Raw genomic sequence first — 20,769 nt, 5'->3', positions numbered from 1 at the left:
TTGATTATAAATTTTTTAAAGCTAATTTTATGATTTTTTCTACTGAGGCATCAGCATTTTCTTTTAAAATAGCACTTACAATTTTATCTGATTGTCTTCTATTAAAACCTAAAACCTCTAAAGCAGATAACGCTTCATCTTTATTAGTATTGCTTTTTGCAAAAGAAACTTCATCAATCTCGTAGGTTTTTAAAATTTTATCTTTTAAATCTACAATAACTCTTTGTGCCGTTTTTATACCAATCCCTTTTACAGACTGAATTAACGATACATTTTCTGATGCAATGGCATTTTGTATTTCTTCCCAAGTCATAGAAGATAACATGGTTCTTGCAATACTTGGGCCAACGCCAGAAACAGAAATTAATAATTTAAAAATTTCTCTTTCTGTTTTATTAATGAAACCAAAAAGCGTGTGTGCATCTTCTCTGATAGATAGATGCGTGAATAAAACTACATTTTCATCTGCAGGCAAACTAGAAAAAGTGTTTAAAGAAATATGCAATAAATAGCCAACACCGGCGCAATCTACAACGACCTCTGTCGGACTTTTTTCAATTAATCTACCTCTAACTTGTGTAATCATCTTTTATTTTTCTTGTAGCTTATGGCACTAATTTATTTTTCTAATTTCTGTTTTTTTCTCTTTGCTGTGCATCTACAGCTGCTAAAGCGGCCATATTTACCATTTCATCTACACTAGCTCCTAACTGTAAAACATGTACAGCTTTACTTAAACCTAAAATTACAGGTCCAATAGATTCAGCGCCTTCTAATTGTTTTAATAGTTTATAAGTGATATTTGCCGATTCTAAATTTGGAAAAATTAAGACATTTACTTTTTTTCCGTTTAATTTAGAAAACGGAAATTCTTTTGCTAACATTTCTGGATTCAAAGCAAAATCTGCTTGAATTTCTCCATCAACAACCAAATCAGGAAAATGACGATGCATGTGCGCAACAGATTCTCTAATTTTTTTAGAAGTTTCTGTGTTAGACGATCCAAAATTAGAAAAAGAAAGCATCGCAACATTTGGTTTCATACCAAACATTTTTGCCAGGCTAGCAGTCATTTGAGTAATTTTTACTAAATCTTTTGCAGAAGGGTTGATATTAATTGTGGTGTCTGCTAAAAATATAGGACCTTGTTTTGTGAGCATTAAATTACAAGCGGCAACTTTAGAAATTCCTTTATCCTTTGAAATCAATTCTAAAATAGGTTTTACTACTGAAGGATAAGGTCTCGAGTATCCAGTAATTAAGGCATCTGCTTCATTTTCATTGACCATCATGGCTGCAAAATAATTACGCTCACGCATTAATTTTTTCGCTTCAGACAATGTTCTTCCTTTTCGTTGTCTTGTTTTCCAGTATGCATGCCCAAAACGACTTCTTCTTTCTCTTTCTTCATCTGTTTTTGGGTCAAAGATGGGCACATCATCAGTAAAACCAATTTCTTCTTTTAATTCTAAAATAACCTCTTTTCTTCCTAATAAAATAGGGTGTCCTAATTTTTCTTCATGCACTCTTTGTGCTGCCTTTAAGACATCTAAATGATCTGCTTCTGCAAACACAATTCGTTTTAGATTACTTTTTGCACGGTTATGAATAAGTCTAATTTCTTTGCTTCCAGATCCAGAACGTTCCATGAGTTCTTCTCTATATTTATTCCAATCGGTAATAGGTTCTAAAGCCACACCAGATTCCATCGCTGCTTTTGCAATTGCTGGTGGAATTTCATAAATTAAACGAGGATCAAAAGGTTTCGGAATGATGTATTCTCTACCAAAAGTTAAGCTTACTTCATCATATACAATATTTACTTGTTCAGGAACCGATTTTTTTGCCAAATTAGCCAAAGCATGCACGGCAGCCATTTTCATTTCCTCATTTATTTTAGTAGCTCTAACATCTAAAGCACCTCTAAAAATAAATGGAAAACCAAGTACGTTATTTACTTGATTAGGATGGTCTGATCTACCCGTTGCCATTACAAGATCATCTCGTGTTGCTATTGCTAAATCATAATCTATCTCAGGAACTGGGTTTGCCATGGCAAAAACAATAGGGTCTTTACCCATTGCTAACAGCATTTCTGGTGTTACAACATTCCCCGTAGACAAGCCGATAAAAACATCAGCATTTTGCATGGCTTCTTCAAGTGTATGTATATCTTTTGAGGTTGCAAATTCTGCTTTTTGAGAAGTTAAAGTTTCTCTATCTTTTCTGATAACCCCTTTGCTATCGCACATTACAATATTTTCTCTTACAGCGCCCAATTCTAAATACAAACGTGTACAAGAAATTGCCGCAGCACCCGCACCATTTACAACGATATTCACTTTAGAAATATCTTTTTTTGTAATTTCTATGGCATTTTTTAATGCAGCAGCAGATATAATAGCGGTTCCATGCTGATCATCATGCATTACTGGGATGTCTAATTCTTCTTTTAAACGTCTTTCTATTTCGAAAGCTTCCGGAGCTTTTATATCTTCTAAATTGATGCCCCCAAAAGTAGGTGCAATTGCTTTTACAGTAGCTATAAATTGCTCAACATCAGTTGTATCAACTTCAATGTCAAAAACATCGATATCAGCAAAAATTTTGAAAAGTAAACCTTTTCCTTCCATGACAGGTTTTGAAGCTTCTGGGCCAATATCACCCAAGCCTAAAACTGCTGTTCCGTTAGAAATTACAGCAACTAAATTGCCTTTCGCTGTATATTTATAAACATTGTTTCTGTCTTTTGCTATTTCTAAACAAGGTTCTGCCACACCAGGAGAATATGCCAATGCTAAATCGTGTTGAGTTGCATATTTTTTGGTAGGAACAACTGCTATTTTTCCAGGTTTTGGTTTTGCGTGATAGAGTAGTGCTTCGTGTCTTTTTCTAGAATCGCTCATAAAATAGTTGTTTGCTTGTTTAAGCTTACAAATATATGCTTTTCAATGAAAGAGTGAACAAGTTTTTAATTTTTTAGAAATTTTACATTTTTCTTGGAAGCCTAAATTTTTACTGATTTTACCACAGATAAAGCTAAATTACTCGGTTCATTTACTAACCTATAAAATGTCGTTTTTATCTAGTTAAACTAATCAAAATGGGGTTGTAAAAGGCTGTGAAGCAGCTTTTATTTTCGTAATTTTAAATGATAAGGATTATATTATTCAAAAGCAAAATTCAAGAAAACACCGCGAGTTCCCATAAAATTAATAGGAGCAGTCCATTGGCTATTAGGGTCATCATCGTATTTTGTCTCATTATTAATAGCAAAAACACCACGAATTGATGGTGAAAATTTGAAGAAATATAAATAGATATCAACGCCCACGCCTAACTCGTACATAAAGTTGTGCGTTTTCATTCTAAATTGTCCAGCAGAATTATCATCTTGATTGTCTTCATTGCTTGAGAAGTTGTAGTCGTAAGAAATGCCACCTAACAAATAAGGACGCATATTTTTGTATCGGTCGGTACTAAATTTAAAGACCAAAGGAGCATGTAAAAAAGTAGAACTAACTTCTCTAATACTTTGTGCCGGGTTAGAGATGTCTAAATGATTGAATGAAATTACTTTCGTATTGCTCATTAAGCCTGGTTCGAAGCGTAAACTTAAGTTTTTATGTAGGCGCAATTCTGCAATTAAACCTACGTTAAAACCTACAGCAGGTTCAATAGAAATATCGGGTTCAGCTATGACACTATTTTTATAATTAAGTTTAAAATCATTTTGATTTAAACCCAAGTAAAAACCATAATGTATTTTTCTCTTATCGAAGCTAGGTAAGTTTTCTACGCGATCTCTTTGTGCTAAAAACACTTTAGAAATCATTACGAAAAAAATAAAAAGAAGAATTTTTTGATTCATTTTACTTACTTGCGGTATAAATTGTGGCAACTCCAAATGTTACTGGAGTGTCTGTTGTATGTTTAAACCCATTTTTTTGTAAAATATTGTTGAAAGCTTCTCCAAAAGGAAAAGAATTTGCAGATTCTGATAAGTACGAGTATGCAACCTTGTCTTTGGAAAACAATTTACCCACAACCGGTAAGAATAAATTTGTGTAAAGTTTATATCCTTGCTTAAAAGGAAATTTTACAGGATTCGACGTTTCTAAAATTACTAAAACTCCTGTAGGTTTTAAAACTCTTGCAATTTCTTGAAGACCTTTTGCTAAATTGGCAAAATTTCTAACACCAAAAGAAACTGTAATAGCATCAAAAGTAGCATCATCAAAAGGCATATCTTCAGAATCACCTACAATCATTTCTATTTTATTTGATAAATTAGCTTTGGCAATTTTTTGTTTACCAACATCTAACATTCCTGCAGAAATATCTAAACCCACAATTCTATCTGGTTTTAAGGCGGCCATCATTAAAGCTAAATCTCCGGTACCTGTAGCAATATCTAAAATTTGCTTCGGATTATTTTTACCCACAATTGCTACAACTTTTTTACGCCATTTTACATCAATTCCTAGAGAAATAACACGGTTTAATCCATCATAATTACCAGAGATATTATCAAACATTTGAGCAACTTGCTCTTTTTTTCCTAATTGAGAATCTTTATATGGATTTATTTTTTCTGCTGACATAAATGAGCCCACCTTAATCTTCCTTATTTAAATAAGTTCAATATGAAAGAACTTCGGAAGAAACGCATAGCGTGAGTAACTATTTTTTATGGTTTGTATAAATTAATTGTTTTTTAAACCAATTAGCGATATCATGTTGTTGTAAATGGTTTTGTTTTTCTTTAATCCTATTTAAAAGATAACCTTAACGAAGGTGCTTCTTTTTAATTTTAATGAATTAAGAACCATTTTAATGTATTTACAAAACATGATATATCGAAAATGGTATTTTTTTTAATATCAATTATTATTTTTCTTTTTCAAAAAAAAATGTTTGATTTACAACGGGCTTTCTTATCCGTTAATTGCAATCACCTCATTAATTTGATTTGGCAACATATCTTTTAACAAAGTTTCGATTCCGTTTTTTAAAGTAGCAGTAGAGGATGGGCAACCACTGCAAGCGCCTTGTAAAACAACACTCACTACTTTGTTAACTTCATCATAAGACCTAAACGCAATGTTACCTCCATCACCAGCAACTGCAGGTTTTATATATTCATCTAAAATATCTACAATTTGTCCAGGAATACCTTCTAAAGCAACAACAGGTGCTACATCTTCAGTTTCGGTTGCTACTGTTTTACTTGGTAATTCTTTAATGATGGTTTTTCCTGCTACTAAATATTCACGAATAAAAGTTCTTAATTCTGCAAAAACCTCATTCCATTCTACCATATCATATTTGGTCACAGAAATATAGTTATCAGATATAAATACTTCTTTTACAAAAGGAAATGTAAAAATTGCTTGTGCTAATGGTGATGATTTACTGGCTTCATCAATATTTTTAAACTCAACATCAGTTTGCGTTAATGCTTTATTAGAACCGAATTTCATTACTGCTGGATTCGGAGTAACTTCAGCATAAACTTCTATTGCTTCCTTTTTGCCTGACGTAGTTTTTTCAGTAACTACCACATTTCCATCATTTAAATAGGCTTCAATTTGTTCTGCAACTTCTTCTTGCACATCGAGCCATTGAACAATATCAAAACGCTGAATGGCAATAAAATTAGCGGTTACAAAAATCTTTTTTACAAAAGGTAAATAGAATAATTGTTGTGCTAAAGGTGATTCTTTTGCCTCATCGATATTGGTATATTCGTAACTACCTCCATTTATTAAAACTGTAGAACTATTAAATTTTAATATGGTGTCGTTTGTGGTTTCTTGAATTGTAATTTTTGTCTCTTGCATAATCTTAAAATAAGATGCAAAATTACGAGAAAAAAACTGAATTGTAATAAAAAAGACCTTGTATGTTTTACAAATACAAGGTCTTTTTTATAAACGATTTTCATTTACAAGCTTAAACTTAATGAGGCTGTAAATACCCTATTATCTATGGTTAAATTTGTTGGATTGGCGTTATAACCTGAATAAAAATTGTAGGCGGCCGTTCTATTATTGTTGGTGTAGGCAAAATCTAATTTAAAATTCCCAAAGTTATAACCTCCACCGAAGGAATAACCTTCAACATCACTAAAATTAAGAATGCTGTTATTATTTAAGCCAATTGTAGTATTCGGCGTTTGTTCAAAACTATATCCACCTCTAATGCTAAAACGATCAAAACGCCATTCTGTACCAATATTAAAATTGTGTGTGTTTTTTAATTCATTTTGAAAAAATTGATTTTCATTAGAAAAGTTATCGCCAGAAAGTTTTATTCTTTGAAAATTTTTATTGATATAATCAAAACTAATCAAACCATTTTTACCAAATATGAGTGCCGAGCTAGCTGTGAATACGCTAGGTGTTCTCAACTGATAAATTAATGCTTGGGATGGGAAAAATCCACCTGAAGTATTATCATATATTAGGTTGTCATTACTCACTATAATTTCTGTATCTCCAAAAAAACCTTCATTATTTGTAATATTACTGTCTTCAGCAATTTCTGAAAACCAAGTAGGAGTTTGATAAGACATACCAAATCTAAAATTTTGATGTACCCTGTAAATAAATCCAAGATTTGCAGAGAATCCCGTTCCTGTTGTATAATTTTCTTGGTACAAAAAAGCATCTAATTCATTCCCATCTATATCACTATTAAATTCACTTAGCGTCGATATTTGATTAAAGTTTAAATCGTAAAAATTAAGACTCAAACCTAGATGAAGTTTTTGTTGATACACAGAAGAAAATCCAATATTTATTTCGTTTAATTTACCATTGTATCTATTGTTAAAATTTTGTCCGTCAGCAAAATCATACACCAAAGCAGGGTCATTAATATCTAAAGGAAAATTTGTAAAGGTGGCAAAACCACTGTTACCTTCTGCTAAAAAGCCATCGTTAAAATCTTTTGTAATTCTGTAATTAAAACCGATAGCAAATTTATTCCAATCTGAACTGAAAGCACTATCAAAAACTAATACAGCGCCCGCCTGCGATAAATTTATAAATTGATCTTGCGTGTTTAGGATGTTACCATAATAATTAGAAGCAATATCTGAACTTCTAACATTAAAACTACCCGTAAATATACTATTATTAAAAACAGATAAACCTGCAGGATTTATATTGATTGATGAGATATCGCCACCTAATGCTCCAAAAGCACCACCCATTGCAGTAAAACGTGCCGAACCATTGTTATCATTTTGAGAAAATAAAATCCCTAAATCTTGGTAGCCTAAAGATTGAGAAAAAGACGTATGTGTAAGTGCGAGCAAGGTCGCTACAATAAAAAATCGTTTCATATTTTGAGATTTTTATTTAAGAATATTATATTAATTACCTCTTCTAGAAGATCCGCTACTTCTTGAACTTTTAGATCCCGAACTTCTTGAAGATGAGGAACTACGACTACTTCTCGTAGAGGATGAACTTGTTCTAGTGTTATTAGATGAAGATTTAGTTCTACTGTTGTTAGATGATGATCTTCTTGTGTTAGCATTACTACTTCTAGAACTTGTGTTATTTCTTCTGGCAGAAGAGGTTCTCCTAGTGGGCGTAGTGCTTCTTCTTATGGTCGAAGAGCTCCGTCTTTCTGAAGAAATTCTTCTTGTAGGATTCGTGCTTGAGCCCTCTCTACTAGCAATGTTTGCACTACTATATCTTGTTGAAGAATTTCTTCTAGTTGTATTTGATAACCTTCTGTTTGAAACTGTACTATTATTTCTTACGCCTGAATTCGTTCTATTTCTTGAATTTACCGTGTTAATTCTAGTTAAGTTATTATTCGAGGTTCTTCTACCATAGCGAATATTTCTTTGAAAGTTATTATTACCCCAGTAATGGTTGTTGAAGCCTCCCCATTGATTGGCCCATCTCGAATTATTGAAGAATCGTCCTCTAAAACCCCATCTATTATAACCCCAACCGTAATTGAAACCCCAGCCGCTGTTAAAGCCCCAGCCATTATTGAATCCCCAACCGTTATTGAATCCCCAACCGTTATTGAAACCCCAGCCATTGTTGAAACCCCAGCCATTGTTGAAACCCCAACCGTTGTAAAAGCCCATTCCCCAATTATTGCCAAACATAAAAGGATCGTTCATTAAATTAATATGAACAACTACATTATTATCTTCATATCCCCAAGGCTGATTTGCATTATAATTTAGACTTTCATCAATAATTTCATCTTCTACGAAAGGGGCATCAGTGTTATAAGAATTTACATCCGTAAAAATTTGGGTCGCTTCAATTCTTTGCAGGTTTTCTAAGGATTTTGTAAAGTAATTATCTTCATATTCATCATATTCCTTTTCATCTACAACGATTACCTTTTTTTCTTCTTGTTTAGGAGAAACTTCACCGTAAATTCCGTCTTCATTATAGACACTTTGATAAGTTCCACATGAAATCAAAAATAAATTAACCACTGTAAATAAAATTACGTGTTTTAGCTTTGAATTTTTATAATGTAGTTTCATAATATTATAATTTTAAGTGAATACTTTTTAATAGAAATTTTTGCTTTAAAAACACTTAAATATAGTAATTTTGTGTCGATTTTAATAGCGATGTGTTGTTTTTAACAAAATTTTTCAACTAAATTAATACAACATCTATGCCAAACTAATAGATTATGAGCAAGAAGTTAACGAAAAGAGCAGAAGATTATTCTAAATGGTATAATGAATTGGTGGTGAAAGCTGATTTAGCAGAAAATTCTGCTGTGCGAGGCTGTATGGTTATAAAGCCTTATGGATTTGCTATTTGGGAAAAAATGCAAGCAGAGTTGGACAGAATGTTTAAAGAAACCGGTCATCAAAATGCATATTTTCCATTGTTCGTTCCTAAAAGTTTATTTGAAGCTGAAGAAAAAAATGCGGAAGGATTTGCCAAAGAATGCGCGGTTGTAACTCATTACAGACTGCAAAATGATCCTGATAAACCAGGGAAGTTAAGAGTAGATCCTGAAGCAAAATTAGAAGAGGAATTAGTGGTAAGACCAACTTCTGAAGCTATTATTTGGAGCACTTATAAAGGATGGATTGAATCTTATAGAGATTTACCTTTATTAATAAATCAATGGGCAAATGTGGTACGTTGGGAAATGCGAACTCGTTTATTTTTAAGAACTGCAGAATTTTTATGGCAAGAAGGTCATACAGCACATGCTACAAAAACAGAAGCAGTAGCAGAAGCAAAACAAATGCAAGAAGTATATGCTGAATTTGCAGAAAATTTTATGGCGATGCCGGTTATTAGAGGTGTTAAATCTGATAGCGAGCGTTTTGCTGGGGCAGAGGAAACTTTTACTATTGAAGCTTTAATGCAAGATGGAAAAGCATTACAAGCAGGAACAAGTCATTTTTTAGGTCAGAATTTTGCCAAAGCTTTTGATGTAAAATTTACTTCTAAAGAAGGAAAGCAAGAATATGTTTGGGCAACTTCTTGGGGAGTCTCTACACGTCTAATAGGAGGGTTAATCATGACCCACTCTGATGATTTTGGTTTGGTTTTACCTCCTAAATTAGCACCAATTCAAGTGGTAATTGTTCCAATTTATAAAAATGAGGAGCAATTAGACGCTATATCACAGAAAGTAAATGAAATTGTAAAGGAGTTACGTAAAAAAGCAATTTCGGTGAAGTATGATGATAGAGATACCTATAGACCTGGTGCAAAATTCGCAGAATATGAATTAAAGGGAGTTCCGATTAGAATTGCTATTGGAAATCGAGATTTAGAAAATGGAACATTAGAAATTGCCCGAAGAGATACCCTAGAAAAACAAATAGTAAATCAAGATGAAGTAGTTGTATTTATTGAAAATCTTTTAGAACAAATACAGGAGAATTTATTTCGAAAAGCTATCAATTTTAGAAAGGAACATACTACAGAAGTAAACGATTTTAAAGAATTTAAAAAAGCCATTAAAAATACAGGTGGTTTTGTATCTGCTCATTGGGATGGAACAGAAGAAACAGAAGACAAAATAAAAGAATATACAAAAGCCACAATTCGATGCATACCGAATGACGCAAAAGAAGAATTTGGAGTTTGTGTTTTAACAGGAAAACCATCTGCTAAACGAGTGCTTTTTGCGAAAGCATATTAATTTGAAAAAAAAAGTAATTTTTTTTCAAAAATTATTGCACAACTTAAAAAACGTTGTATATTTGCACCCGCAATTAAGAAGTATTTAATTGTTATGGTCCGTTCGTCTAGGGGTTAGGACGCATGGTTTTCATCCATGTAACACGGGTTCGATTCCCGTACGGACTACAAAAGTTTTAATTAAAAAACGAAGAAAATAAAGTTATGGCAAATCACAAGTCAGCATTAAAGAGAATTAGAAGTAACGAATCTAAAAGGTTACTCAACAAGTATCAGCATAAAACAACTCGTAATGCTGTTAGAGATTTACGTTCAGTAGAAGATAAAAAAGATGCAGAAGGTAAATTAGGTAATGTAATCTCAATGTTAGATAAGTTAGCTAAAAATAATATTATACATAAAAATAAAGCTGCCAACTTAAAATCTAAATTAACAAAGCACGTTGCAGCATTGTAATATTTTAAAGACCTATAAAATTTAAAAACTCTGAATAAAAATTCAGAGTTTTTTATTGTTTACTATTTTACTGAATTTTATAAATCATAGTCCTTATGGGCATCTAGTCGAATAAAGATAAAAAGTAAGATTGTAAAACCCCACAAAGAAGAGCCTCCATAACTAAAAAAAGGTAGAGGTATTCCTACGGTTGGTAATAAGCCTATAACCATGCCAATGTTTACGATTACATGAAAGAATAAAATAGAAGCCAAACCATAGCCATAAATTCTACCAAATTTATTAGTATGTGTTTCTGCTAAATAAATTATTCTATACATTAAGAGCATAAATAGAATAATTACCAAGCTGCTGCCTAAAAAGCCCCATTCTTCTCCTACAGTACTAAAAATATAATCAGTATGTTGCTCTGGTACAAAATCTCCTTGCGTTAAATCTCCTTTTAGAAACCCTTTACCGTTAAATCCTCCTGAACTAATCGTTAATTCTGATTGATAGGAATTGTATCCGATACCTCTATTATCTGTTTTTATTCCCAATAAAATGTCAAACCGATCTTTTTGATGCGAAGCTAAAATATTCTCATAAGTGTAACTCGTACCAAAAATAAATACCCCTACAACTAAATAAATACCTAACATCTTATGCCAATTAAAACGTAAAAAAAGTTTTCCTCCTCGGTAAAGAAGATAAGAAACTAGCATCGAAATAAAAAGAAACGTTGAAATAAACATCCATTTAGGACCAAAAAATATGGTTAGTATAAACAGGGCAATAAATGTAGTACCTAATATAATATAGTTTAAGGTTAAACCTTCTCTATTTAGCACAAAAAAGAATGATAAATAAATGACGGCAGAACCTGCGTCGGGTTGTAAAAAAATTAAAAAAGCAGGAAAAAAGACTATAATAAATGCTTTTATTTGATTTTTTATAAGTTTAAAATTATATTGTCTATCACTTAATAATTTGGCAACGGCTAAGGCTGTAAAAGCTTTTACAAATTCTGAAGGCTGCAAACTCATGGGTCCGAAATTAAACCAAGATTTTGCTCCATTAATTTCTTTTCCAAAAGGAAACAATAATACTAAGCTAACAATAGAAATCAGGTATAAAATGGTAGCAAATTGTTCGTAAAATTTAGAATTAAAAAATAGAATAATAATGATTAAAGGAATGCTTAAACCGATCCAGATTAATTGTTTACCATATTTTGTGGAAAAGTCTAAAATTTCAACATTATCTTCGGTTTTAGAAGCAGCAAAAATGTTTAACCAACCGAAACCAATTAAAATTATATAGATAAGTACTAGAATCCAATCGATACCAGCAAAAATATTATTTTGTTCCTGACGCAATTTCTTCTAATGGTTTTTGAATTTGTTTGTTGTAAATTTCTTGTAAGCTCATGTTTAACATGCTTGATTCTCTGTATTTGCTTTGTTTAGAAATTTTACCATTGATGTATTTCTCAATCAATAAACTTGTAATCGGAGCTGCAATTGTAGAGCCATATCCTCCATTTTCAACGAAAACGGCGAGCGCAATTTTAGGGTTATCTTTTGGTGCAAAAGCTACTAAAATAGAATGATCTGCAAGCTGTTCTTTAAAACCATCAACAATAATAAAATTTTCTGCGGTTCCTGTTTTTCCGCAAATTTCAATTCCTTTTACTTGACTCCATCTTCCTGTACCTGTTTTAAAAACTTCATGCATAGCTTCAATAACAGGTTCAAAATGTTCTTGGTTTATTGTCGTTTTTTTGGGGTTTGTGTATTCAGGATTATCAATGTTTTTTTGACCAATTTTCTTTACAATATGTGGTGTATAAAAATAACCTCTATTCGAAATTGCGGTGGTGAAATTTGCTAATTGAATAGGTGTTGTTAATATTTCGCCCTGACCAATGGCATTAGAGATGGTGGAAGAACCATTCCATCTATAATTTAATCTTTGATTATAGTATTCTCCGTCAGGAATTAAACCTTTTTGACCCGCAGGTAAATCATATCCTAAAAAATTACCTAAACCAAAGCTAGCTGCGTGATCATGCCATGTATTTAAGCCCTCTGTAGGGTTATTATTTTTTTCTATGATTCTCTTATAGGTGTTGGAAAAGTAGCTGTTGCAGGATTTAGAAATAGCTGTTTTTAATTGAATAGGTTTACCGTAAATACCACAATGGCATCCCATAAAAGCTCCTGATCTACCGCCATATCTAAAGCCGTTATAACATTTAAAAGAGGTTTGCTGATTAATTACATTTTCTTGCAAACCAATTAAAGCATTCATCATCTTAAAAGGAGAACCAGGTGAATAAGCAGCTAATAACCCGCGGTCATAAGAAGGTTTACTAATAGTATCATTAAATAGTAAAACCGAATTTTTAGAACGTTTTCTACCAACTAACATATTTGGATCGTACGTTGGGGCGGTCACTAATGCTAATATTTCTCCAGTAGTGGGTTCAATAGCAACGATTCCACCACGTTTTCCTTTCATTAATAGTTGGGCATATACTTGTAAATCGATGTCTAATGTTAATGTTAAGTCCTTTCCATCTTCTGGAAGTGTATCATAAGTGCCATTTTTATAAGTACCCGTAACTTTATTAAGATTATTTCTTTTTAAATATTTTTTACCTTTTTTACCTCTTAAAACATTTTCATACTGTTTTTCTACACCGTCTTTTCCTTCTAATTCTCCTTGTTCGTAATAGTCGCTTTTTCTTGCTCTTTCTTCATTTACTTCGCCAATATAACCTAAAACATTTGCGGCCGCTTTTATTGGGTAATTTCTTATAGTTCTCTTTTGAATGTAGAATCCTGCATATTTATGTAGTTTTTCTTGAAGATAAGCATAATCCTCTTTTGCTAATTGTTTTAAAAAAACAGAAGGCAAATAGGTAGCGTATCCTTCCGCTTTTTTAAATCTCTTTTTAAAATCTGTGGTCTCAATTTTTAAAAGCTTACAAAACTCTAAAGTATCTAATGGGGTTACTTTATTGGGTTGTACCATTACATCATACGAAAGTTGATTGGCTACTAATAGTTTTCCATTTCTATCGTAAATATAGCCGCGCTCTGGGTAATCATATTCAATTTTTACAGCAGAATTATGAATGGGATCGTAGTTATCGCTTCTAATAATTTGAAGTTGATATAATCGCCCGATAAAAATAAGACCAACGAGGGTGATTAAAAAATAGAGTAAAAAACTTCTTTGCATTATTTGCTTGTCGTAAAAATATAGGTTCCTGAAAAATATAAAGTTAACGTAAAAATACTTGAATAAAGTACATTTAAAAGTACGTTAGAAAAATTTTGTAGGCTAAAATTAGCAAAAGAAAAGTAGATAAGGTGATGAATTATTGTTAAAGTTACTGTATAGTTAAAAACTTTACCAAAAGATTCTGATTTTAAATTAAAAAAAGGAAAATCTGCAGTTTCTTTTCTGAAATACAACTTTATAAAAAAGAGTCTCATATAAGCTATTGACAAAATTGAAAAAGCATGGATGCCTCCAGAATCAGAAAAAAAATCGACAAAGAGACCTAATAAGAAACTAAAAAAAAGAAACGGAATTCTTTTTTCTTTTAATGGGTAAATAAAGACAAAGGCAATATATGAGTATGGATTAATATAACCGAGAAATAAAATATTATTTAAAACAAATACTTGTAAAAAAAGCAAGAAAAAAAATAAAAACAATAAGTTAGTAGGTTTATTCATTGTCAATAGTTTCTAGTAATTTTATTTCTTCTTTGTCTAAATTCTTAATAACATATACAAATCCTAAATTACTCATATCATTAAATAATGTAATATCTACTTCATTATCTGCAGTATTTTCTTTGTTAATTTTAGAAATAGTACCGATTAAAACTCCTTCAGGAAAAATAGTCGATTTCCCTCCAGTTTCAATTGTATCTCCAACTTTTATAGGGGCTTGTCTTGGTAAATCAGAAAGCTGTGCGATGCTATAATTTAGTCCATTCCAGCCTAAAGAACCAAAATAATTACTGTTTTTTAAGCGCGCATTAATTTTACTATTTCTATTTAAAATGGATTGCACTCGAGTGTAATTTTTCGAAGAATTATCAGTAATACCGATAATTCCTTTACTGTTTATAACTGCCATTTCTTTAGAAACTCCTTGGTTTTTACCTTTATTAATTGTTAGAAAATTAAATTGTTTTGTATACGTATTATTGATGACTTTAGCATCTGTAAAAGTATACTTTTGATGATATTTTAAAGAATCAACAACCACAGAGTCCATATTAGAATGAGTGGCAATATTTTTTTCTAAAATATTTTTTAGCCGAGTGTTTTCTTGGGATAATAAAATGTTTTCAGATTTTAAATTTAGATATTCTGAAAAATAAGAAGATGCATCATAAATTCTTCCAGTAACTAAATTGGCAGAGTTTACAAATTTACTTTTCTGAAAGGCAAGATTGTTAAATGTTAAGGTGAGTGCTATGCCTTGTAAGCATAAAAAAAACAGAAAGTACCTAAACTTTTGAAAAAAAAAGATGAGTTGCTGCATTATTAGCGCATTAAAAATGTTAGTTCATTAAAACATTTTTGTATTTTTTTAATTCTTTTAAGGCAATTCCTGTTCCACGAACTACAGCTCTTAAAGGATCTTCGGTTACGTAGACAGGTAAGTCTGTTTTACGAGATAAACGTTTATCCAAACCTCTTAACATAGAGCCACCACCTGCTAAATAAATGCCTGTATTGTAAATATCGGCAGCCAATTCTGGAGGTGTTTTAGAGAGTGTTTCCATTACAGCGTCTTCTATTCTTAAAATAGATTTGTCTAAAGCTTTTGCTATTTCTCTAAAAGAAACCTGCACTTGTTTTGGTTTACCGCTCAATAAATCTCTACCTTGAACCAACATTTCTTCTGGAGGCGAATCTAAATCTTCTGTAGCAGCCCCAATGGTAATTTTTATTTTCTCTGCAGTAGTTTCCCCAACATGTAAATTGTGTTGAGTACGCATATAATACATAATATCGCTAGTAAATAAATCTCCGGCAACTTTTACAGATTGATCACAAACAATGCCCGCTAGCGCAATAACAGCGATTTCAGTTGTACCACCACCTATATCGATAATCATGTTTCCTTTTGGTTCCATAATATCAATACCAACGCCAATAGCAGCAGCCATTGGTTCATAAATTAAGTATATTTCTTTTGCATTCATGTGTTTGGCAGAATCTCTTACAGCACGTTTTTCTACCTCTGTAATTCCTGATGGAATGCAAATAACCATTCTTAAAGCTGGTGGAAATAGTTTCTTTTTAATCGATGGAATTTGCTTTACAAACTCCTTTATCATTTCTTCTGACGCTTGAAAATCTGCAATTACGCCGTCTTTTAAAGGACGAATTGTTTTTATGTTTTCGTGCGTTTTCCCCTGCATTAAATTCGCTTCTTGTCCAATAGCAATAATTTTACCAGTCAATCTATTTCTAGCAACAATAGAGGGTGCATCGATCACAACTTTTCCGTTGTGAATTATCAAAGTATTTGCGGTACCTAAATCGATCGCAATATCTTCTGTCATAAAATCAAAAAAACCCATAAAATATCTATCTTAATTTGAAGCAATTCAATATCTACAAAGCTACTAAAATTAATCTTGTAAATCTGTTTATTTTATTAATGTTTAAAATGTCTTGTTCCTGTCATTACCATCGATAAATTATTGGCATTACAGTAGTCTATGCTTAATTGATCTTTGATGGATCCACCAGGCTGAATAACACTTTTTATACCAGCTTTATCTGCAATTTCTACACAGTCAGGAAAAGGGAAAAAGGCATCGCTTGCCATTACAGCGCCGTTTAAATCAAACCCAAAGTTATTAGCTTTTTCTATCGCTTGGTTTAAAGCATCAACTCTACTAGTTTGCCCAGTTCCACTAGCTAAAAGCTGATTATTTTTTGTAAAAACAATGGTGTTAGATTTTGTATGCTTACATATTTTAGAAGCAAACAGTAAATCTTTAATCTCACTTTCAGATGGTTGCCTGTCGGTAACGTAAGTCAAGTCTTCTAAAGTGTCCGTTTTAGAATCTTTGTCTTGTACCAACAATCCGTTTAATGCAGTTCTTACATTTTGAACCGGTAATTCTGTAGATTTCTGAACTAAAATAACTCTATTTTTCTTTCCTTTTAAAGTTGATAAAGCATCATCAGAATACGAAGGAGCAATAACTACTTCACAAAATAATTTATGAATTTCAGCAGCAGTTTCTGCATTAATCTCTTTATTAGAAATTAAAACGCCTCCAAAAGCAGAAACAGGATCTCCGGCTAATGCATCTAGATATGCTTGTTTTATGGTATCTCTTTGCGCAAATCCGCAAGCATTATTGTGCTTTAAAACGGCAAATGTTGGGTCTTCACCAATAAACTCGTTCATTAGGTTTACAGCAGCATCAACATCTAATAAGTTATTGTAGCTTAATTCTTTACCATGTAATTTATCGAACATAGCTTCTAAATCGCCAAAGAAATATCCTTTTTGATGCGGGTTTTCTCCGTAACGTAAAACTTTAGAAGTAGTTTCACTCGCTTTATACACAACCTCGTCTTCATTAAAATAATTAAAAATGGCCGTATCGTAATGAGAGGAAACATTAAAAGATTTTGCAGCAAATTTCTTTCTTTGTTCTAAAGATGTTTCTCCATTGTTTTCTGATAAAATTTCTAAAAACTCATCATATTGTTCCATAGAAGAAACTGTAAATGTATCTTTAAAATTTTTGGCAGATGCTCTAATTAAAGAAATACCACCAATATCAATTTTCTCAACAATATCTTGTTCTGCAGCTCCAGAAGCAACTGTTTTTTCAAACGGATATAAGTCAACAATTACCAAATCTAACTGTGGAATATTATATTCTTCCATTTCAGCAACATCACCTGGATGATCTTGTCTGTTTAAAATTCCTCCAAAAACTTTTGGGTGTAATGTTTTTACTCTTCCGCCTAAAATAGAAGGATACGAAGTAACGTCTTCTACAGGAACAACATCAATACCTAGTTCTTTGATAAATTTTTCGGTTCCACCTGTAGAATAAATTGTTACATTAAGTTCATTTAATTTTTGTACAATTGGTGCTAAACCATCTTTGTGAAATACAGAAATTAAGGCAGATTTAATAGTTTTGGAAGTGCTCATTAGTTATTGTCTTGTTAAGCATGCAAAACTAAACAAACATTAAAAGAACTACAATAAAAAGATAGTAACAAAATAAGAGAGTAATTAACAAAAAAATAAGTATTCATTTATAATTTAAAGTATTCTTTACGTTTTATTCTCTTTTAATTCGATAATTCATTGCAATTTATTGTAAAATGGTAGCCACTTTTTTGCAAACATATTCCAATAAAACAGTGTCATTATCTGTAAAAGTATTGGCAGTATGCGAATCAATATCTATTTGCCCAATATTTTCTCCATTCACAAAAATGGGAATCACAATTTCAGATTTTACTTTCCAACCACAAGAAATATAATTGTCTTGTTCAGCAACATCTTGAACCACAAAATTTTTATTACTAACGGCAACTTGTCCGCAAATGCCCTTACCAAAAGGAATGATGGTATGTTCGGTTTCTTCGCCAGTATATTGTGCTAATTTTAGTTCATCTTTCTCACCATTTTTAAAATAAAACCCTACCCAATCATAATACGATATTTCACTTTCTAAATAATCGCAAATAGCTTGTAGTTTTTCTTTTTTATGGGATGAACTAGCTATAATTTGATCTATTTCTTTTGATAAAACTGGTATATTCATAATTTTAAACTCGAATTAATTTATTTTTTACTCAAAAATTGACTAAAAATATTATAGTACAAAGTTAAAATATCTGATTGTAATTATACCATTAAATAATTTTTATAATTGCTAGATTCAAGAAATTAAAAATCCGTTAGAAAATTAATTCTAACGGACTTTTATAATTCTAAAAAGAAGATCAACTTACATTTAAAAAACAAGAGTAAGCTAATTATTTATAGCGATTATCCACTACATCATCCCTGGCATTCCACCACCCATTGGAGGCATTCCACCACCAGAAGCGTCTTCTTTAATATCTATTAAAGCGCATTCTGTAGTTAAAATCATACCAGCAACAGAAGCTGCATTTTCTAAAGCAACTCTAGTTACTTTTTTAGGATCTATAATTCCAGCTTCAAGCATGTCTACATATTCGTCTGTCTTAGCATTATAACCAAAATTATTTTCACCTTCTAGAACCTTGTTTAATACTACAGATCCTTCACCACCAGCATTTTCAACGATAATTCGCAAAGGTGCTTCAATGGCTTTATTAATGATTTGTACACCTGTTGTTTCATCTAAATTATCTGTAACTAATTTTTCTAGTACTTTTTTAGCACGAACAAAAGCAACACCACCACCAGCAACAATACCTTCTTCAACGGCCGCTCTTGTTGCATGTAAAGCATCATCAACTCTATCTTTCTTTTCTTTCATTTCTACTTCAGAAGCAGCACCTACATATAAAACGGCAACACCACCAGCTAATTTAGCCAAACGTTCTTGTAGTTTTTCTTTATCGTAATCAGAAGTTGTTGTTTCTATTTGGGCTTTAATTTGGTTTACTCTTGCTTTAATAGCCTCTGCATCTCCAGAACCATTTACGATAGTTGTGTTGTCTTTATCAATTGTAATTCCTTCTGCAGTTCCTAATAAATCTAAGGTTGCATTTTCTAAAGAGAATCCTCTTTCTTCAGAAATTACAGTACCTCCAGTTAAAATTGCGATGTCTTCTAACATTGCTTTTCTTCTGTCTCCAAAACCAGGAGCTTTTACAGCAGCAATTTTTAAACCACCTCTTAATTTATTCACGACTAAGGTGGCTAATGCTTGGCCATCTACATCTTCTGCAATAATTAATAAAGGTCTACCAGATTGAGAAACTGGCTCTAAAATTGGTAAAATTTCTTGCAAGTTAGAAATCTTTTTGTCGAATAACAATACATAAGGATTTTCTAAATCTGCAATCATTTTATCTGCATCGGTAACAAAATAAGGCGATAAATAACCTCTGTCAAATTGCATACCTTCCACAACGTCCACATACGTTTCCATTCCTTTAGCCTCTTCCACAGTAATAACACCTTCTTTACCTACTTTGGTAAAAGCAGTTGCAATTAAGTCGCCAATAATGTCATCGTTATTTGCAGAAATTGCTGCAACTTGTTTTATTTTTTCTGAGGAATTTCCAACTTCTTGAGCTTGTTTTTCTAAATCGGCAACAATTGCAGCTACAGCTTTATCAATACCACGTTTTAAATCCATCGGATTGGCTCCTGCGGCAACGTTTTTTAATCCTTCTTTTACAATTGCTTGTGCTAAAACAGTTGCAGTGGTTGTTCCATCACCTGCTAAATCGTTGGTTTTAGACGCTACTTCTTTTACCATTTGAGCGCCCATGTTTTCTAGCTCATCGGCTAACTCAACCTCTTTAGCAACAGAAACTCCGTCTTTAGTTACAGTTGGTGCTCCAAAAGACTTAGAAATAATTACATTTCTTCCTTTAGGTCCTAATGTTACTTTTACTGCATTTGCAAGAGCGTCAACTCCTCTTTTTAAGCCATCTCTAGCTTCTATATCAAATTTTATATCTTTTGCCATACTTTTTAGTTTAAGTTTAAGGTTCCAAGTTTAAAGTTTAAAGTTTTTCGCTCGGAACAAATATTTGTTTTTATTTTTTTTCGGTTAGTTTTCCTTCCCTTCAGGAAGGTTAGGATGGGCTAGATAATCGCTAAAATATCAGATTCACGCATCATTAAATAATCCTTTCCTTCTAATTTTAAGTCTGTACCTGCATATTTACCATATAGTACGGTATCACCGACTTTAACCGTTAATGGTTCATCTATTTTACCACTTCCTACAGCTACAACAGTTCCTTTTTGAGGTTTCTCTTTTGCGTTGTCTGGTATGATTAATCCAGATGCTGTTGTTGTTTCTGCTGGTGCAGGTTCTACAAGAACTCTGTCTGCTAAAGGCTTAATGTTTAATCCCATGTTTATTTATAAATTTTAACCTATATATAATAGATTGATTAATTAATAATTTTTAGTTCAA

The 20,769-nt window shown here is 32.0% G+C and carries 18 protein-coding genes and 1 tRNA gene; 3 read left to right on the top strand and 16 right to left on the bottom strand.

Annotation, left to right across the window (positions count from 1 at the left end; all coding sequences use genetic code 11):
- Nucleotides 1–4: 4 nt before the first annotated feature.
- The 7 genes from ruvA to K8354_RS11685 form a co-directional block, all read right to left on the bottom strand.
- Nucleotides 5–586, bottom strand: a complete 582-nt coding sequence (gene ruvA, locus K8354_RS11715) for a Holliday junction branch migration protein RuvA (RefSeq protein ID WP_223439845.1) — start codon at nt 584–586, stop codon at nt 5–7.
- A gap of 40 nt (nt 587–626) precedes the next feature.
- Nucleotides 627–2,906 (bottom strand): NADP-dependent malic enzyme, encoded by a 2,280-nt coding sequence (locus tag K8354_RS11710; protein WP_223439843.1) that lies wholly within the window; start codon nt 2,904–2,906, stop codon nt 627–629.
- A gap of 260 nt (nt 2,907–3,166) precedes the next feature.
- Nucleotides 3,167–3,871: a type IX secretion/gliding motility protein PorT/SprT gene (porT, locus tag K8354_RS11705; protein WP_223439841.1), complete on the bottom strand. Its 705-nt coding sequence runs from the start codon at nt 3,869–3,871 to the stop codon at nt 3,167–3,169.
- Nucleotide 3,872: 1 nt separating this feature from the next.
- Nucleotides 3,873–4,604, bottom strand: coding sequence for a bifunctional demethylmenaquinone methyltransferase/2-methoxy-6-polyprenyl-1,4-benzoquinol methylase UbiE (gene ubiE, locus K8354_RS11700; protein WP_223439839.1), 732 nt, complete (start codon nt 4,602–4,604; stop codon nt 3,873–3,875).
- Between the two features lie 333 nt (nt 4,605–4,937).
- A complete protein-coding gene (locus K8354_RS11695) occupies nt 4,938–5,843 on the bottom strand; it encodes a NifU family protein (protein WP_223439837.1) in 906 nt (301 codons plus the stop codon).
- 104 nt (nt 5,844–5,947) lie between these two features.
- On the bottom strand, nt 5,948–7,351 hold the full coding sequence (locus K8354_RS11690) for an OmpP1/FadL family transporter (RefSeq protein WP_223439835.1): 1,404 nt from the start codon (nt 7,349–7,351) through the stop codon (nt 5,948–5,950).
- 30 nt (nt 7,352–7,381) lie between these two features.
- A complete protein-coding gene (locus tag K8354_RS11685) occupies nt 7,382–8,530 on the bottom strand; it encodes a sulfur globule family protein (protein ID WP_223439833.1) in 1,149 nt (382 codons plus the stop codon).
- 155 nt (nt 8,531–8,685) lie between these two features.
- On the opposite strand from K8354_RS11685, the gene proS reads away from it, so the two are divergent.
- The 3 genes from proS to rpsT all read left to right on the top strand — a co-directional run bounded on the left by proS (nt 8,686) and on the right by rpsT (nt 10,619).
- Entirely contained in the window at nt 8,686–10,164 is a 1,479-nt protein-coding gene (proS, locus tag K8354_RS11680; RefSeq protein WP_223439831.1) for a proline--tRNA ligase, read from the top strand.
- Nucleotides 10,165–10,259: 95 nt separating this feature from the next.
- Nucleotides 10,260–10,331: transfer RNA gene (locus K8354_RS11675), tRNA-Glu, on the top strand.
- 36 nt (nt 10,332–10,367) lie between these two features.
- Nucleotides 10,368–10,619 (top strand): 30S ribosomal protein S20, encoded by a 252-nt coding sequence (gene rpsT, locus K8354_RS11670; RefSeq protein WP_223439829.1) that lies wholly within the window; start codon nt 10,368–10,370, stop codon nt 10,617–10,619.
- Nucleotides 10,620–10,696: 77 nt separating this feature from the next.
- Here rpsT and rodA read toward each other — a convergent pair whose 3' ends face one another.
- From rodA to K8354_RS11625, 9 genes are all read right to left on the bottom strand, one after another.
- Nucleotides 10,697–11,977, bottom strand: a complete 1,281-nt coding sequence (rodA, locus tag K8354_RS11665; protein ID WP_223439827.1) for a rod shape-determining protein RodA — start codon at nt 11,975–11,977, stop codon at nt 10,697–10,699.
- Complete coding sequence (mrdA, locus tag K8354_RS11660) at nt 11,958–13,847, bottom strand: penicillin-binding protein 2 (RefSeq protein WP_223439825.1); 1,890 nt, start codon at nt 13,845–13,847, stop codon at nt 11,958–11,960. Before mrdA ends, rodA begins: the two co-directional genes overlap by 20 nt.
- The gene (gene mreD / locus K8354_RS11655) at nt 13,847–14,350 is read right to left on the bottom strand and encodes a rod shape-determining protein MreD (RefSeq protein WP_223439823.1); all 504 of its coding nucleotides are present in this window, start codon (nt 14,348–14,350) and stop codon (nt 13,847–13,849) included. The genes mrdA and mreD overlap by 1 nt, the downstream gene beginning before the upstream one ends.
- Nucleotides 14,343–15,170, bottom strand: a complete 828-nt coding sequence (gene mreC / locus K8354_RS11650) for a rod shape-determining protein MreC (protein WP_223439822.1) — start codon at nt 15,168–15,170, stop codon at nt 14,343–14,345. Before mreC ends, mreD begins: the two co-directional genes overlap by 8 nt.
- Before the next feature lie 19 nt (nt 15,171–15,189).
- Entirely contained in the window at nt 15,190–16,218 is a 1,029-nt protein-coding gene (locus K8354_RS11645) for a rod shape-determining protein (RefSeq protein ID WP_223439820.1), read from the bottom strand.
- A gap of 77 nt (nt 16,219–16,295) precedes the next feature.
- Complete coding sequence (purH, locus tag K8354_RS11640; RefSeq protein ID WP_223439818.1) at nt 16,296–17,822, bottom strand: bifunctional phosphoribosylaminoimidazolecarboxamide formyltransferase/IMP cyclohydrolase; 1,527 nt, start codon at nt 17,820–17,822, stop codon at nt 16,296–16,298.
- 166 nt (nt 17,823–17,988) lie between these two features.
- Nucleotides 17,989–18,444: a GAF domain-containing protein gene (locus K8354_RS11635; RefSeq protein ID WP_223439816.1), complete on the bottom strand. Its 456-nt coding sequence runs from the start codon at nt 18,442–18,444 to the stop codon at nt 17,989–17,991.
- A gap of 234 nt (nt 18,445–18,678) precedes the next feature.
- Nucleotides 18,679–20,313 carry a chaperonin GroEL gene (gene groL / locus K8354_RS11630; protein ID WP_223439815.1) on the bottom strand — a complete coding sequence of 545 codons (1,635 nt, stop codon included), beginning with the start codon at nt 20,311–20,313 and terminating at the stop codon, nt 18,679–18,681.
- 119 nt (nt 20,314–20,432) lie between these two features.
- On the bottom strand, nt 20,433–20,708 hold the full coding sequence (locus K8354_RS11625) for a co-chaperone GroES (RefSeq protein ID WP_223439813.1): 276 nt from the start codon (nt 20,706–20,708) through the stop codon (nt 20,433–20,435).
- Nucleotides 20,709–20,769 lie beyond the last annotated feature (61 nt).

The organism is Polaribacter litorisediminis (genome assembly GCF_019968605.1).
Taxonomy (GTDB): domain Bacteria; phylum Bacteroidota; class Bacteroidia; order Flavobacteriales; family Flavobacteriaceae; genus Polaribacter; species Polaribacter litorisediminis.
Note: the sequence above shows the minus strand (reverse complement) of the source record. Positions and strands in the feature narration are given on the sequence as shown.

Bases quoted from the DNA above. Each gene is read 5' to 3' on its own strand.
- ruvA (WP_223439845.1), bottom strand. From the start codon at position 586: ATGATTACACAAGTTAGAGGTAGATTAATTGAAAAAAGTCCGACAGAG.
- K8354_RS11710 (WP_223439843.1), bottom strand. From the start codon at position 2,906: ATGAGCGATTCTAGAAAAAGACACGAAGCACTACTCTATCACGCAAAA.
- porT (WP_223439841.1), bottom strand. From the start codon at position 3,871: ATGAATCAAAAAATTCTTCTTTTTATTTTTTTCGTAATGATTTCTAAA.
- ubiE (WP_223439839.1), bottom strand. From the start codon at position 4,604: ATGTCAGCAGAAAAAATAAATCCATATAAAGATTCTCAATTAGGAAAA.
- K8354_RS11695 (WP_223439837.1), bottom strand. From the start codon at position 5,843: ATGCAAGAGACAAAAATTACAATTCAAGAAACCACAAACGACACCATA.
- K8354_RS11690 (WP_223439835.1), bottom strand. From the start codon at position 7,351: ATGAAACGATTTTTTATTGTAGCGACCTTGCTCGCACTTACACATACG.
- K8354_RS11685 (WP_223439833.1), bottom strand. From the start codon at position 8,530: ATGAAACTACATTATAAAAATTCAAAGCTAAAACACGTAATTTTATTT.
- proS (WP_223439831.1), top strand. From the start codon at position 8,686: ATGAGCAAGAAGTTAACGAAAAGAGCAGAAGATTATTCTAAATGGTAT.
- rpsT (WP_223439829.1), top strand. From the start codon at position 10,368: ATGGCAAATCACAAGTCAGCATTAAAGAGAATTAGAAGTAACGAATCT.
- mrdA (WP_223439825.1), bottom strand. From the start codon at position 13,847: ATGCAAAGAAGTTTTTTACTCTATTTTTTAATCACCCTCGTTGGTCTT.
- mreD (WP_223439823.1), bottom strand. From the start codon at position 14,350: ATGAATAAACCTACTAACTTATTGTTTTTATTTTTTTTCTTGCTTTTT.
- mreC (WP_223439822.1), bottom strand. From the start codon at position 15,170: ATGCAGCAACTCATCTTTTTTTTTCAAAAGTTTAGGTACTTTCTGTTT.
- K8354_RS11645 (WP_223439820.1), bottom strand. From the start codon at position 16,218: ATGGGTTTTTTTGATTTTATGACAGAAGATATTGCGATCGATTTAGGT.
- purH (WP_223439818.1), bottom strand. From the start codon at position 17,822: ATGAGCACTTCCAAAACTATTAAATCTGCCTTAATTTCTGTATTTCAC.
- K8354_RS11635 (WP_223439816.1), bottom strand. From the start codon at position 18,444: ATGAATATACCAGTTTTATCAAAAGAAATAGATCAAATTATAGCTAGT.
- groL (WP_223439815.1), bottom strand. From the start codon at position 20,313: ATGGCAAAAGATATAAAATTTGATATAGAAGCTAGAGATGGCTTAAAA.
- K8354_RS11625 (WP_223439813.1), bottom strand. From the start codon at position 20,708: ATGGGATTAAACATTAAGCCTTTAGCAGACAGAGTTCTTGTAGAACCT.